We start from the raw sequence: 14,736 nt of genomic DNA on the forward strand, positions 1-14,736 counted from the left end.
AACAGTTAATATGCAAAAGAACAATAAAAAATCCTTTTGGTAAAAACTCTGGGGGACCCCCTTTTCATGGATAAACGCATTTCCTTGCGCGCTAGCGCGCTGGCCGCCCTGTTGGCCTGCCAGCCGGCATTCGCTGCCGACGTGGTGATCAGCCAGATGTACGGCGCGGGCGGCAACAGCGGCGCGACGCTGCGCTACGATTACGTTGAACTGTTCAACCGCGGCAGTGCTGCCGTGGCAGTGGGCGGCTGGACCATCCAGTATGCGTCCGCCAGCGGCACAAGCTGGGGCAGGGCAGAACTGCCGGCCGGCACCAGCATCGATCCGGGCAAATACTTCCTGGTCAAACTGGCCAGCAGCAATACCGCCGTCGGCGCCGACCTGGCGGCCGACTTCTTCAGCGGCAGCGTGAACATGAGCGGCGCCTCCGGCAAGGTGGCGCTGGTCAACAATAACACGGCGCTGACCGGCGCCCAGCCGAGCAGCGCGGCGATCCAGGACGTGGTCGGCTACGGTTCGGCGAATTTCTCCGAAACTGCAGCGGCGCCGGCCATGAGCGCCACCACCAGCCTGTTGCGCGCCAATAACGGCTGCACCGACAGCAACAATAACTCTGCCGACTTCACTGCCGTCGCGCCGCAATTCCGCACTGCCGCTGCGCCGGCCACCATGTGCGATAGCGGGCCGCTGCCGCAACCTGTGGTGCCGGTTTGCCCGGCCAGCGCCAAGCTGACTTTCGGCACGGGCGGCAGCATCGCGTTGTCCGCCTCGGACGCAGACGGCATCGTCAACGGCGCGGTGATCACGTCGGCAGCCGTGCCAGGCCTGAGCCTGGGCAGCCTGACTGCGGCTGGCGGCATCGGCGGCAGCGCCAGCGTGTCGCTGGTGGTGTCGCCAGCGGCGGCAACCGGCACGTATCCGGTGGCCGTCAAGTTCAGCAACGACCAGGGCCAGGACGCCAGCTGTACTGTCAGCGTGACCGTGGAAATGGGGGCGGGCACCGTGGTGCCGGTGCCCCAGGTGCAGGGTTCGGACGCCACCAGCCCGTACAATGGCGTGAAGCTGACCACCGAAGGCGTGGTGACCGCCAGGGTTGGCAGCGGCTTCTTCATCCAGGACCCCGCTGGCGACGGCGATCCGAATACCTCGGACGGCATGTTCGTCTACATGGGCTCGTCCCCGGTCACCGTGGCGCTGGGCGACCTGGTGCGCGTGAGCGGCACCGTAACCGAGTACAAGCCAAGCGGCGCCACGCGCTCCTACACCGAACTGTCGACTGTGACCAGCGTCGTTACCCAGAGCACGGGCAACAGCATTACCCCCGTCAATATCGACCTGCCCGGCACCAACCTGGCCAACGTGGAAGGCATGCTGGTACGTTTCCCCGCCAAGTTGACCGTCAACGGCACCGAATCGCTGGGCAGCCGCGGCGAACTGGCCTTGGCCGATGGCCGCCGTGAAGTGCCGACCAACCGCTATCCGGCGCGCAGCGCGGAAGCCATCGCCATGGCAGCGGCCAACGCGGCCAATATGATCACCCTGGATGACGGCCTGTTCGTCACGCCCGATAGCGTGCCATATCTCGGCCAGGACGGCACCGTGCGCAGCGGCGACACCGTCAGCGGCCTGACCGGCGTCATCGATTTCGGCGCGCTTGGCAGCGGCGGCGCCGGCTTCAAGCTGCAGCCGACTGAAACCCCGGTCTTCGCGCGCGAGAATCCGCGCAGCCTGGCTCCTGAAGTGGCGGCCGGTAACGTGAAGGTGGCCAGCGCCAACGTGCTGAACTTCTTCACCACCTTCACCGACGGCACCGACGTGCAGGGCCAGTCCGGTCAGGGCTGCACCCTGGGTTCGGGCACCAGCAAGAGCAACTGCCGCGGCGCCGACAATATGACCGAGTTCGTTCGCCAGCGCGACAAGATCGTGGCGGGACTGAAGGCAATCGATGCGGACGTGGTCGGCCTGATGGAAATCCAGAACAATGGCGACTATGCCGCCAGCTACCTGGTCGACAGCCTGAACGCCGCATACGGCAAGGTGGAATATGCCTACGTGCCGAAGCCGGACGCGACCGGCACCGATGCGGTGCGCGTGGCGATGATTTACAAGCCGGCCAAGCTGGCACTGGTGGGCGGTGCACTGTCCGACGCGAACAGCGTCTATGAGCGTCCGCCGATGGCGCAGACCTTCAAGGCCGCCAACGGCGCGAAATTCAGCCTGGTGGTCAACCACCTGCGGGCTAAGCGCTGCAGTAACGCAAGCGGCGCCAACGCCGATCAGGGCGATGGCCAGGGCTGCTACAACCCGGTGCGCATGGCGCAGGTGCAGCAGCTGTCCGACGGCTTCGTGCCGCAAGTGGTGGCCGCGTCCGGCGATGCCGACGTGCTCTTGATGGGCGACTTCAACGCCCATGGCATGGAAGACCCGATCCTGTACTTGGCGTCGCAGGAGCGCCAGGTCCGCTTCGAAAACCAGCTCGAGCGCTTCGTGCGTCCGAACGGCATTCCGCATTCCTATGTGTTTGGCGCCGAGAGCGGCTACCTGGACCAGGCGCTGGCCAGCACTTCGCTGAGCCAGCAAGTGGCCGGCGCCGTGCTGTGGAATATCAACGCCGATGAACCGGAAGTGCTGGACTACAACCTCATTGGCAAGAACGCTGCTGCCCAGGCGCTGTACAACACCCTGCCTTACCGCGCCTCCGACCACGACCCGGTGGTGCTCAGCCTGAACCTGCCGGCCGCGTACGTGGATGTGACGTCCAGCGTGCAGATCCAGCGCTCCGGCCTGGTGCAGGGCCGCTTCAGCAGCGTCGGCACCGCGACTGCCTGGATCACCAACACCAGCGGCGCCGACATGGCCGCGCCGGTGCATTATGTGCTGCAGGGCCTGCCGGCCGGCGTGACCCTGGCCAACGCCACCGGTTACGTCGATGGCATGCCTTACATCACCGCCGCGCCGGCGCTGGCCGCCGGCGCCCAGGCCACCGTCCAGCTGCAATTCAATAACCCGAGCCGTGTAGCCGTGAACTACACGCCAAAAGTCTACAACGGCAGTTTCTGAGGACAGCAACCATGCAAAACAAATTCATCACCCGTTTCCTGCACAGCTTGGCGCTGCTGCTGGCTTTTGGCGCCAGCAGCAGCGCCATGGCCGACGTCGTGCGCCTGGTGACGCTGGATACCGCCATTTATGGCGCCGGCCGTGCCGGCTACCTGGACTTCACCTTCAATGGCGTCGATGGCGCGCCGGCCGTGACAGCGACCATGTCGCAACTGCAGGGCTTTGACATGGACCCGGCCAATTTCTCGCCATGGGGCGATGCCGCCGCCGTGCCGGGCGGCTTTGCCCTGTTGAATACCGCCACCCCCAACGATGTGCTTTACCAAGGGGTGTTTGGCGGCGTGTTCAGCTTCTTGCTGACGGTTTCCGGCGATCCTTCGGCGTTGATGTTTTCCAATTTCGGCGTTCTGGCCCTTGACGACACCCGCCTGCAGATCAAGGGCAAGGTCCTGGACCTGATGTTTGTCGCCGCGCCGGACGGCAGCCCGGACCTGCAAATCCTCAGCATTAACGACGCGGTGGCCACCGTTGCGGCGCCGGCCGCCGTGCCGGAGCCGGCTTCGCTGGCCCTGGCGGCACTGGGCTTGCTGGCGCTGGCCTGCGCGCGCCGGCGCCGCGCTTGAATACGGCCGGTTGCACAAACACCACAAGCATCCTGGGAGTTTCGGCTTCCAGGGTGCTTTTTCATTTGGATGGCACAGAGCGAAGCGCGGTATTTATTTCGGCAGAATATTAATACTTAATTAAAATTGTATTAGCGTGCAGGACTTGGCATGATTCATAGTTTTCCGCATAACGACCTGCGTTTTTTGCCATGTCCTTCAACATTCTCGTCATCGACAGCGACCCCGCTGTGCAGCAACTGCTGGCCCATAACCTGGGGCAGGCGGGCTACGCGGTGCAGTGCCACGGCGATGCGATCAGCGCGCTGGCGGCGCTGCAGGGGACGTTGCCGGAAGCGGTGCTGCTGGAGTGGGATTTGCCGGGCCAGTCGGGCCTGTCGCTGATCCGTCATTTGCGCGCCGCGCCGCGCACCAGCGAGTTGCCGCTCCTGATGCTGAGCGCGCGCTGCGCCGAACAGGACAAGGTGCTGGCGCTGGAAAGCGGCGCTGACGATTTCATCTGCAAGCCCTTCGGGCCGCGCGAAACCATCGCCCGCCTGCATGCAGTGCTGCGGCGCCGGCGTCCGGCTGGCATGCCGGGGACGCTGCAGGTGGCGGGACTGCGGCTCGATCCGCATACCCTGAGCGTGACCGCGGGCGACCGCCAGTTGAACCTGGGACGCGTCGAATTCCGCCTGCTGAACTACCTGATGCACCATCCGGGCCGCGTGCACAGTCGCGCGCAGTTGCTGGACCAGGTGTGGGGCAGCCACGTTTTCCTCGACGAACGCACGGTGGACGCCCACGTCGGGCGCTTGCGCAATGCGCTGCAACCGAGCGGCCTGCACCAGGCGATCCAGACCGTGCGTGGCAGCGGCTACCGCTTCCACAGCCCATGCTGAGCCCCGACGCGCGCGAACAGGAATACCTGCTGCACGCCATCGATGGCGCGCATGGCATTGCCACGCTGGGCGCATTATTCCTGTGGAGCCAGGGCGCCTTGCAGGCCCTGTTGCCGCATGGCGTGCTGTTATGCATGCAGCTTGACGAACAGGGGCGGGCGCGCCAGGTGGACTGCCTGCACAGCACGATGCTGGCGCCGGACGAGCGCGCCTTGCTGTGCGAGGCGCGGCAAGGGCCGGTGCCGGCCTGGCTGCAGCGCTGGCAGCAGGCCGGGGGCCGGCCGCTGGCACTGCAGGCCGGCGCCATGGGCCACGGGCTGCTGCACGGCAGCGGGCCGCTGGCGTCCGGCGGAAGCGCCGTGGCCCTGCTTGGCCTGCCCGCAACAGCCGGCTTGCGCGAATGCTGGCTGCTGCAATTGCTGCTGCCCTACCTGCACCTGGCGCTGCAGCGCATCGCCTCGGCGGCCCAGGCGCCGGCCCTTTCGCCGCGCCAGGCGGAAATCGTGCAATGGCTGCGTGAGGGGAAGAACAACCAGGAAATCGGCCGCCTGCTCGGCATCAGTCCCTTGACCGTCAAGAACCACCTGCAGCGCCTGTACCGCCAGCTCGGCGTGAGCAACCGCGCCCACGCCGTGGCGCAGTTCCCCATCCTGCCGCTCCCCGATTTGTCGAAGATCTTTACAGTTTGATTAATTGCCAATAGTGGCATGACAGCAAGCGATTGATTCTTTTGGAAATGTTGTTTTGGCATGTTTTTTGCGTGAGACGTCCCCCACGCGCAAGTATCCGTGCGTAAAGTTGTGTTGTAGGCAATAGATTGGAGTCAGGCACCTATCCACGAGGCAGGCGCCATTTTCGAGAGTTCAACCATCCAGGGGATTCCGTGGCTAATATTTCTAAGCACCAAACACATCGCGCAGGCAAGGCGATCAAACAATTCCTGTGTGCGGCAGCGCTGGCAATGGGCAGCGTGGCGCAGGCAGGAGTACTCGATTTCGAAGGCCAGGTCGATTCGCCGTTCGTCTTCGCCGGCGACCACATCAAGGTCGGCTCTTATTGGATCGAGTCGTATGGCGGCAGCCTGACTTCCGACCTGGTCGGCGCCTTTGTCGATGGCAGCGATGCTGCCAGCTGCTTCGGCGTCAGCTGCCCGGTCAATAACGCCTCACAGTATTACAGCGGCCTGGATGACGGCTACTTCTACTTCGGCATGAATAACGATTCCCTGTTCCGGCTCGGCAGCCTGCGCGCCAGCTTCATCGGCAACGGCCAGGCCAGCTTCCCGGCCGTGGCCGGCATGTTGGTGCTGCAGGGTTTTAATGCCATGGGCCAAGCGGTGGGCGCGGCGCGCCAGCTCGGCCTGTCCGGGCCGGTCGGCGGCCAGTTCCGCTTCGGCACTTTCGACCTGAGCTCGATCACAGAACAGTTCGCCTTCGTGCGCGTGCTCGGTTATGCCTGCGATGCCGCTGGCAGCTGCAACCGCAATTCCAACCTTGCCAACTTCGCCATCGACGATATCGTCACCGTTCCCGAACCAGGCAGCCTGGCCCTGTTCGGCCTGGGCATGGCCGGCCTCGGCCTGGCCAGCCGCCGCCGCCGCGCGCGCTAAGCCGACGCTTTTTCGCTAACCTGAACCGGGAATCCACATGAAAATGACCATGAAACTGCGTCCTGCGGCACTGGCGGTGCTGGCCGTGCTGTCCTGCCTGGCCGTGAGCGCCGGCGCGCAAGAGGCGCGCAAAACCTATATTGTGCAATTGAGCGAGCAGCCGGCGACGACCTATGTCGGCGGGATCAGCGGCTATCCGGCAACCCAGCCGGCGCCAGGCACGGTGTTCGACTACCGCGATCCGAACGTACAGAACTATGTGCGCTACCTAGGCGACCGCAAGGCCGACGTGCTGGCCAGCGTCGGCAATCCGACCGTGATTGCCAACTACGATGTGGTGCTGAACGGCTTTGCCGCCCTGCTGACCGACAGCGAAGTGCTGTCGCTGAAGAACAATCCTGCCGTGGCCGACGTGCAGGCCGATTCGATGCGCCGCATGGATACCATTTCCACGCCGCGCTTCCTGGGCCTGAGCACGGCGGGCGGCCTGTGGTCGCAATTTGCCGGCGGCAGCCAGGTCAAGGGTGAAAACCTGGTGGTCGGCATTGTCGACGGCGGCATCTGGCCGGAAAACCCGGCCTTCGCCGATCGCGTCGACAGCAACGGCGTGCCGACCTTCGATGCCAGCGCTACGCTGGCCTACACTTCGGCACCGGCTTCGTTTACCGGTGGCTGCGTGGCAGGGGAGGGCTTTGATCCGGCCACCCACTGCAACAACAAGCTGGTGGGCGCCAAGTATTACAACGCCGGCTTCCTGGCCAGCGGCCGTCCCAAGAACTGGACGGAATTCTATTCGCCGCGCGATTCGAATATCGGCAGCAACGGCGTCACCAGCGGCCATGGCGGCCATGGCGACCATACCGCCTCCACTGCCGCCGGCAACAGCAATGTCCCTGCCGTGGTGGCAGGCATCCCGATGGGCCCGGCATCGGGCATCGCCCCGCGCGCGCGCGTGGCCGCCTACAAGGTGTGCTGGACCTATGACGATCCGGCCGCCGACGATGGCAGCGGCGCCTCCAACAGCTGCTTCAACTCCGATTCGGTGCAGGCCATCGACGACGCCGTCAAGGATGGCGTGAACGCGATTAACTTCTCGATCAGCGGCTCGCAGACCTCGGTCAACGACCCGGTTGAACAGGCTTTCTACCGTGCTTCGCTGGCGGGCGTGTTCGTCGCCGCCTCGGCCGGTAACAGCGGTCCCGCCAACGCGGTGGCCCACATCAGCCCGTGGCTGACCACGGTGGCCGCTTCCACCCATGACCGCAACCTGGTGGCCGACGCCACCACGGGCGGCGGCGCCAAGTACACCGGCGCTTCGCTGAATACCCATGCGCTGCCGCAAACGGCCCTGGTGCGCGCCGAGGACGCCGGCATGGGCGGCGGCAACGCCAGCCTGTGCTTCAGCAGCTCGCCGCCGGCTGGACAGGTGCTGCTCGATCCGGCCAAGGTGGCCGGCAAGGTGGTGATCTGCACCCGCGGCACCAACGCTCGCGTGGACAAGAGCCTGGCCGTGCTGAATGCCGGCGGCGCCGGCATGATCATGATGGACAACGGCGCCGGCCTGGTCGCCGAGGCGCACTCGGTGCCGAGCGTGCACGTCAGCTCGGCCGACGGTGCCGCCCTCAAGGCTTATGCGCTGGCCCAGGGCGCGGCTGCCACCAGCGCCATCGGCACGTTCTACCCGGGCAGCAAGCCGGCGCCGGTCATGGCCGGCTTCTCGTCGCGCGGACCGAACATGGGCGATGCCAACGTGCTCAAGCCGGATCTCACCGCGCCAGGGGTGGACATCATCGCCAGCGTGTCGCCGGCCCTGACACCGGCCCAGCACAGCGCGGTGGTGGCGGGCAGCTTGGTGCCGCCGGCCGCCTACGAGTCCTACCAGGGCACGTCGATGTCGAGCCCGCACGTGGCGGGCCTGTCCCTGCTGCTGCGCCAGGCGCATCCCGACTGGTCGCCGGCCGCCGTCAAGTCGGCCCTGATGACCACCACCTATTCGACCCTGAACGATGGCCTGGCGGGCGCACAGAACGGCTTGCTGCCATGGTCGCAAGGCGCCGGCCATGTGGATCCGAACAAGGCAGTCGACCCGGGCCTGGTGTATGACATGGGCAAGGCCGACTACGTGCAATACCAATGCAAGGTCAACCGGCCGGCCGTGCCGGCAGCCGACTGCACCGCCTTCGGCACGCTGGACGAGACCTATAACCTGAACCTGCCATCGATCACGGTCGCGTCGGCCCTGGGCGGTGTCGGCACCACGGTGCGCCGCAAGGTGACCAATGTGGGCCCGGCAGCCACCTACACCGCCAGCGCGGTGCTGCCAGGCTTCACTGCGGTGGTTTCGCCGTCGTCGCTGACCTTGGCCACCGGCCAGACCGGCAGCTTCACCGTCAAGCTGACCCCGAATGGCGCCCCGAGCAACGCCTGGCAGTTCGGCAGCCTGACCTGGAACGATGGCAACCATAGCGTACGCATTCCAGTGCAGGCCAAGGTGGGCAAGGCGGTGACGGCGCCAAGCCTGCTGAGCGGCGACAAAGTCTCCGGCAGCCGCCTGTTCCCGGTCCTGACCGGCTTCTCCGGCCGCATGGGCTATGCCAAGGGTGGTCTGAAAGCAGCCAGCTATGGCGATGCCGTGACGCTGCAGGCCCAGGCGATCAACTCGGCCACCCTGAAGACCCTGTGCACGGCAGGTGTCGATACGGCCAACGTCAAGGTCTACAAGGTCAATGTCCCGGCCGGCGCCGTGGCTGCCAAGTTCGCCCTGTTCGGCAAGGATTCGGGGGCCACGGACGACCATGACCTGGGCGTGCTGGCGCCAAGCGGCGCCTGGGGCTACTCCGGCAACGATGGCAGCAACGAGTCGGTACAACTGGCAACGCCGGCAGCCGGCACCTACAATGTGTGCGTGGTGGCGTATGGCAGCGCGACGCCGCAGGCCATGCTGCACAAGCTGGCATCGTGGGTGGTGACCACGGCCGACGCTGGCGGCAAGCTGGTGGTGGCGGTGCCGAGCAAGGTGGTGGCGGGCAACAACACCACGGTGGGCGTCAGCTGGTCCGGCCTCGACAATGACCAGAGCTATGTCGGCGCCGCCCAGTTCATGGACTTGAATGGCGTGGTGCAGGCCACCACCCTGGTCAATGTCAACACCGGTAGCGCGGCCGTTCCGATTGCCGAGACCGACCGCGTGGCTGCTGCCAAGCTGAAGGACTAAGGCGTAGCAGGAGGCATCCGCTCCGCCCTGGCGTGCGCAGCAGCGCATGCCAGGGCGGTTTTTTTTGCCGTGGGCCGCCGGCACCGTTGACCGGGCGGGCGGCAGGGCCGATGATAGGCCATCGCCTTTGGAGCACGTCATGAAACAGTTCGCGATCTTGCTGGCCTGCCTGGGCGCCGCTGCCTGCAGCCATGCCAACCCCGACACCGACACCCTGTCCCAGTTGCGCGCGATGGGGCGCGACGCTGCCTGCGACAGCGACCAGCAATGCCGGACTGTGCCGCTGGGCGCCAAATCCTGCGGCGGGCCAGAAGGCTACCTTGCCTATTCCACCGCGCGCAGCGACCCGGCCAGGGTCGCGCAGCTCGCCGAGCGCTACCGCAAGCAGCGCAGTAATGCCAATTCCCGTTCCGGCATGGCCAGCGACTGCCGCTTCATGGCCGATCCCGGCGCGGCCTGCGTAGCCGGCAAATGCCAGTTGGGTGGCGCGCTGGACCGCTGACTTCCTTTCTTCCTCCCGCTGATCAAGCCGGCCAAGTGTCGGCTTTTTGTCGTGCATTCGTATGCAAAGTGTCGGAAATTTTTACACTTTTTGTAGTTAAATAAATCTTGCCAAGATAACACATTGATTTTTTTGATAATTATTTCCTTGGCATGAAATATGCTTCCTACAGGCAACTTGTGGTTAGAAAATTTTCCACAAGTAAAGTTGCTCGATAAGCAACCATGTTTTAGTGGAGCCGGGCGGTGTGGACCAAAAGTTCCACACCCGCCTGTCATGATGAACATTCGCAGAGGAATCGAAGTTGAAATTTTTTAATAATCAAGCACCTCGCGCAGGAAAAGCATTCAGTCAAATTATGTTGGCGGCAACGCTGGCCATTGGCGGCGTCGCCCAGGCAGGAACCTTGAATTTCGAGGGCAAGCCGCAATCGCCATGGGTGACGGCTGGCCAGCATGTCAAGATTGGCGACTATTGGATCGAAGCCTACGGCGGTAGCCAGCTGGGCGATCTGGTGGGGGCCTTTGTCAAAGGCAGCGAACCGGAAACCTGCGCCGCAGCCAGCTGCCCCGTCAACAATCTCAGCCAGTATTACACCGGCTTGGACGACGGCTATTTCTATTTCGGCCGCAATGACAATACCTCCTTCCGCCTGGATAGCCTGAACGCCAGCTTCGTGGGCGCAGGCCAGCAGAGCTTCCCGGACATGGCCGGCCAGCTGCTGCTGCAGGGCTTTGATGCCGCGGGCAAGGAACTGGGCCCGCTGGTGCGCCTGGCCCTGGCCGCGCCGGAAGACGGCCTGTTCAGCTTCCAGCATTTCAACCTGGGCAAGCTGACCGATTACTACGACTCTGTGCTGGTGTTCGGCCTGGAGTGCGGCGACGACGGCCAATGCTTCCGCGGCGGTGGGGCAAACTTTGCGATCGACGATATTGCGACCATCCCGGAACCGGGCAGCCTGGCGCTGTTTGGCCTTGGCATGGGCGGCCTTGCCCTGGCCAGCCGCCGTCGCCGCGTGCGCTGAACCTCCCGCTAACCTGAACCGGAACAAGAATCCATGAAACTGAATTTGAAACGCCGTCCAGCCGCCCTGGCAGTGCTGGCGCTGCTGTCCAGCTTTACCCTGTCCGCCGCCGCGCAAGAAGAGCGCAAGGCCTATATCGTGCAACTGCAAGACCAGCCGGCCGCCACCTATACCGGCGGCGTCACCGGCCTGGCCGCCACCCAGCCGGCCAAGGGCGAAGTCTTCGATTACCGCTCGTCCAAGGTGCAGAACTATGTCAGCTACCTGGGCGCCAAGAAAGATGAAGTGCTGGCCAGCGTCGGCAATCCGACCGTGGTCGGCAATTACGACGTGGTGCTGAACGGCTTTACCGTGATGCTGACCGAGGCCGAAGTGCTGGCGCTCAAGGCCAATCCGGCCGTGGCCGAAGTGCAGGCCGACGCCGTGCGCCGCCTGGACACCGTGTCCACCACCCGTTTCCTGGGCCTGAGCACCATCAATGGCCTGTGGTCGCAATTTTCCGGCGGCAGCCAGGTCAAGGGCGAAAACCTGGTGATCGGCGTGATCGACGGCGGCATCTGGCCGGAAAACCCGGCCTTTGCCGACCGTGTCGATGGCAACCAGGTGCCGACCTTCGACCCGGCCGGCACCCTGGCCTATACCGCGCCGCCGGCCACCTTCAAGGGCGGCTGCGTGGCGGGCGAGGGCTTTGACCCGGCCCAGCATTGCAACAACAAGCTGGTGGGCGCCAAGTTCTATAACTCGGGCTTCCTGGCCACCCGCAAGCCGAAACACTGGACCGAATACTTCTCGCCGCGCGATTCGAGCTCCGGCACCGATGGCCATGCCACCGGCCACGGCGGCCACGGCGACCATACCGCGTCGACCGCTGCCGGCAACGCCAACGTAATGGCCACCATCGGCGGCGTGCCGATGGGACTGACTTCCGGCATGGCGCCGCGCGCGCGCGTGGCCGCCTACAAGGTATGCTGGAGCACGGCAGAAGAGGGCGCTGCCGACGGCACCAATGTCAACAACGGTTGCTACAACTCCGATTCGGTGCAAGCGATCGACGACGCCGTCAAGGATGGCGTCAACGTGATCAACTTCTCGATCGGCGGTTCGCAGACCAGCACCGGCGATGCCGTTGAACAGGCCTTCTACCGCGCCTCGCTGGCAGGCGTGTTCGTGGCCGCATCGGCCGGCAACGCCGGTCCGGCCAATACCGTGGCCCACCTCAGCCCATGGCTCACCACCGTGGGGGCATCGACCCATGACCGCAAGTTCCAGGCCGACGTCAAACTGGGCAACGGCAGCACGTATTTCGGCGCCTCCAACAACCTGAACAGCCTGCCCGATACGGTCCTAATCAGGGCCGAGGATGCCGGCGTGGGCGGCGGCAACGCCAGCCTGTGCTTCAGCGCTGCGCCGCCGGCCGGCCAGGTGCTGCTGGACCCGGCCAAGGTGGCCGGCAAGGTAGTGGTCTGCACGCGCGGCAATAACGCGCGCGTCGACAAGAGCCTGGCCGTGCTGAATGCCGGCGGCGTCGGCATGGTGCTGAGCGACAATGGCGCCGGCCTGGTGAGCGAAATCCACTCTGTGCCAACGGTGCACGTGAGCGCCGCCGACGGCAGCGCCATCAAGGCCTACGCCGTGGCGCAAGCTGCCGGCGCTATCGCCTCCCTGAGCGCCTTCTACCCAGGCACCAAGCCGGCGCCGGTGATGGCCGGCTTCTCTTCGCGCGGCCCGAACATGGGTGACGGCAACATCCTGAAGCCGGACGTCACCGCGCCGGGCGTGGACATTATCGCCAGCTACGCGGCGCCGCTGAACCCTGCCGAAACGGCTGCGGTGGCAGCCGGCGCGCCGGGCCAGCAAGCCTACGCTTCGATCCAGGGCACTTCCATGGCCAGCCCGCACGTGGCCGGCCTCGGCCTGCTGTTGCGCCAGGCGCATCCGGACTGGTCGCCCGCGGCCATTAAGTCGGCGCTGATGACCACCGCCTACGATACGCTGGACGACGGCCTGCCAGGCGCGCAAAACGGCAAGCTGGCATGGGCGCAAGGCGCCGGTCATGTGGCGCCGAACAAGGCCAACGATCCAGGCCTGGTGTACGACATGGGCAAGGCGGAACTGGTGGCCTACCAGTGCAAGGTGAACCGCACGCTGGTGCAGCCGGCTTCCGACTGCACCACCTACGGCACGCTGGACGAGACCTACAACCTGAACCTGGCATCGATCACGGCCGGTGCGATCCAGAACAGCGTCACCATCAGGCGCAAGGTGACCAATGTGGGCGGGGCAACGGCCACCTACAATGCCAGCGCCGCGGTGCCCGGGTTCAGCACCGTGGTGACGCCGTCCACGCTGACCCTGGCGCCGGGCGCCACCGGCAGCTTCACCGTCAAGCTGACCCGCACCACGGCGCCGGAAACCGTGTGGCAGTTCGGCAGCCTGGTATGGAGCGATGGCAACCACGTGGTGCGCAGCCCGATCCAGGCCCGCACCGCCAAGCCGGTCATTGCGCCGGCGCTAATGGCTGGCGACAAGGCTGACGGCGCCCGCCTGTTCACTGTGCGCACCACTTTCAGCGGCCGCATGACGGCGCTGAAGGGCGGCCTGAAAGCGGCCACCTTCGGCGACAGCGTCACGCTGGCCGCCCAAGGCCTCAGCTCGGCGGCACTGAAGACGGCCTGCGCGGCCGGCGCCGATACCGCCAACGTCAAGGTCTACAACGTCGCCATTCCGGCCGGCGCGGTAGCGGCGCGCTTCGCGCTGTTCCAGAAGGATACCGGCAACGCCAGCGACGACCATGACCTGGGCATGCTGGCGCCGGATGGCAGCTGGAGCTATTCCGGCCATGACGGCAGCGCGGAAGCCGTGCAGGTGGCATCGCCGGCAGCTGGCAACTACAAGGTGTGCGTGGTGGCCTATGGCGGCGAGAACCCGGCAGCGATGCAGCACAAGCTGGCGTCGTGGATCGTGAATCCGGGCGACAGCGGCGGCCAGTTCACCGCAGCCCTGCCAGGGCGCGTGTACAGCGGCGTCAATGCGATCGTGGGCGTGAGCTGGGCCGGCCTGGACGAGAACCAGAGCTATGTCGGCGGCGTGCAGTTCCAGGACCTGAGCGGCACTGTGCAGGCGACCACCCTGGTCAACGTGAACACCGGCAGCGCTACCGTGCCGGCAGCGGACTCGGACCGCGCCCAGGCCAAGCTGCAGGACTGATTGCGGCTGGCTGAGTGAAAAACCGCCTGGACGCATGCCGTCCGGGCGGTTTTTTTTTGCCATTGACTGCAAAGACACACACTGTTGCGCAAAATGTTGTTGAATACTTAAACCGCATGGTAGGCTTGCGAGTTTCTTCAGCGGTCATCATAGGAGTCGTCCGGATGCAAGTAGCAAAGTTTCAAGGTCAGCGCCGCGCCACCGGCTTCACCCTGCTTGAGTTATTGGTGGTGATCGTCATCATCGGCCTGCTGGCCGCCTATGTTGGCCCAAAGTATTTCTCCCAGCTGGGTAAATCCGAAGTCACGGTCGCCAAGGCGCAGATCGAAGCCTTCGACAAGGCGCTCGACACCTACCGCCTGGATGTCGGCCGCTATCCGAGCACGGAAGAAGGGCTGGCTGCGCTGCTGACGGCGCCGGCCACGGCGGGCGCCAAATGGAACGGTCCATACCTGAAGAAGGTCGTGCCGGCCGATCCATGGGGCCGTCCTTACCAGTACAAGGCGCCGGGCGCCAAGGCTGAATACGAGATCATCTCCCTCGGCAAGGATGGCCAGCCGGGCGGCGAAGGCGAGAACGCCGACATCGGCGCCCAGTAAAAATAGCGCTGACTGAA

10 protein-coding genes are annotated in these 14,736 nt (G+C 65.1%); all 10 read left to right on the forward strand.

What is annotated here, in order from left to right; all coding sequences use genetic code 11:
* Nucleotides 1-66 precede the first annotated feature (66 nt).
* A complete protein-coding gene (locus ACN9MZ_RS10130; RefSeq protein WP_426342019.1) occupies nucleotides 67-3,060 on the forward strand; it encodes an ExeM/NucH family extracellular endonuclease in 2,994 nt (997 codons plus the stop codon).
* An 11-nt stretch (nucleotides 3,061-3,071) separates the two neighbouring features.
* Nucleotides 3,072-3,683 (forward strand): NF038129 family PEP-CTERM protein, encoded by a 612-nt coding sequence (locus tag ACN9MZ_RS10135; protein WP_426342020.1) that lies wholly within the window; start codon nucleotides 3,072-3,074, stop codon nucleotides 3,681-3,683.
* A 191-nt stretch (nucleotides 3,684-3,874) separates the two neighbouring features.
* Nucleotides 3,875-4,564, forward strand: a complete 690-nt coding sequence (locus ACN9MZ_RS10140; RefSeq protein ID WP_426342021.1) for a winged helix-turn-helix domain-containing protein — start codon at nucleotides 3,875-3,877, stop codon at nucleotides 4,562-4,564.
* Nucleotides 4,558-5,253, forward strand: coding sequence for a LuxR C-terminal-related transcriptional regulator (locus ACN9MZ_RS10145; RefSeq protein ID WP_426342022.1), 696 nt, complete (start codon nucleotides 4,558-4,560; stop codon nucleotides 5,251-5,253). Before ACN9MZ_RS10140 ends, ACN9MZ_RS10145 begins: the two co-directional genes overlap by 7 nt.
* A gap of 194 nt (nucleotides 5,254-5,447) precedes the next feature.
* On the forward strand, nucleotides 5,448-6,173 hold the full coding sequence (locus ACN9MZ_RS10150; protein WP_426342023.1) for an NF038120 family PEP-CTERM protein: 726 nt from the start codon (nucleotides 5,448-5,450) through the stop codon (nucleotides 6,171-6,173).
* 49 nt (nucleotides 6,174-6,222) lie between these two features.
* Nucleotides 6,223-9,387 (forward strand): S8 family serine peptidase, encoded by a 3,165-nt coding sequence (locus tag ACN9MZ_RS10155; protein ID WP_426342024.1) that lies wholly within the window; start codon nucleotides 6,223-6,225, stop codon nucleotides 9,385-9,387.
* Nucleotides 9,388-9,526: 139 nt separating this feature from the next.
* Nucleotides 9,527-9,889, forward strand: coding sequence for a hypothetical protein (locus tag ACN9MZ_RS10160; protein ID WP_426342025.1), 363 nt, complete (start codon nucleotides 9,527-9,529; stop codon nucleotides 9,887-9,889).
* Nucleotides 9,890-10,247: 358 nt separating this feature from the next.
* Nucleotides 10,248-10,913 (forward strand): NF038120 family PEP-CTERM protein, encoded by a 666-nt coding sequence (locus tag ACN9MZ_RS10165; RefSeq protein ID WP_426342026.1) that lies wholly within the window; start codon nucleotides 10,248-10,250, stop codon nucleotides 10,911-10,913.
* Between the two features lie 33 nt (nucleotides 10,914-10,946).
* Nucleotides 10,947-14,120 carry a S8 family serine peptidase gene (locus ACN9MZ_RS10170; RefSeq protein ID WP_426342027.1) on the forward strand — a complete coding sequence of 1,058 codons (3,174 nt, stop codon included), beginning with the start codon at nucleotides 10,947-10,949 and terminating at the stop codon, nucleotides 14,118-14,120.
* A 164-nt stretch (nucleotides 14,121-14,284) separates the two neighbouring features.
* The gene (gene gspG / locus ACN9MZ_RS10175) at nucleotides 14,285-14,719 is read left to right on the forward strand and encodes a type II secretion system major pseudopilin GspG (protein ID WP_426322341.1); all 435 of its coding nucleotides are present in this window, start codon (nucleotides 14,285-14,287) and stop codon (nucleotides 14,717-14,719) included.
* Nucleotides 14,720-14,736 lie beyond the last annotated feature (17 nt).

Origin of the sequence: Pseudoduganella sp. S-14, assembly GCF_049913285.1 — a bacterium.
Lineage (GTDB): Bacteria > Pseudomonadota > Gammaproteobacteria > Burkholderiales > Burkholderiaceae_D > Rugamonas.

What these genes read in the sequence shown, in the direction of transcription:
- ACN9MZ_RS10130 (WP_426342019.1), top strand. Translation starts at nt 67, where the DNA reads ATGGATAAACGCATTTCCTTGCGCGCTAGCGCGCTGGCCGCCCTGTTG.
- ACN9MZ_RS10135 (WP_426342020.1), top strand. Translation starts at nt 3,072, where the DNA reads ATGCAAAACAAATTCATCACCCGTTTCCTGCACAGCTTGGCGCTGCTG.
- ACN9MZ_RS10140 (WP_426342021.1), top strand. Translation starts at nt 3,875, where the DNA reads ATGTCCTTCAACATTCTCGTCATCGACAGCGACCCCGCTGTGCAGCAA.
- ACN9MZ_RS10145 (WP_426342022.1), top strand. Translation starts at nt 4,558, where the DNA reads ATGCTGAGCCCCGACGCGCGCGAACAGGAATACCTGCTGCACGCCATC.
- ACN9MZ_RS10155 (WP_426342024.1), top strand. Translation starts at nt 6,223, where the DNA reads ATGAAACTGCGTCCTGCGGCACTGGCGGTGCTGGCCGTGCTGTCCTGC.
- ACN9MZ_RS10160 (WP_426342025.1), top strand. Translation starts at nt 9,527, where the DNA reads ATGAAACAGTTCGCGATCTTGCTGGCCTGCCTGGGCGCCGCTGCCTGC.
- ACN9MZ_RS10165 (WP_426342026.1), top strand. Translation starts at nt 10,248, where the DNA reads ATGTTGGCGGCAACGCTGGCCATTGGCGGCGTCGCCCAGGCAGGAACC.
- ACN9MZ_RS10170 (WP_426342027.1), top strand. Translation starts at nt 10,947, where the DNA reads ATGAAACTGAATTTGAAACGCCGTCCAGCCGCCCTGGCAGTGCTGGCG.
- gspG (WP_426322341.1), top strand. Translation starts at nt 14,285, where the DNA reads ATGCAAGTAGCAAAGTTTCAAGGTCAGCGCCGCGCCACCGGCTTCACC.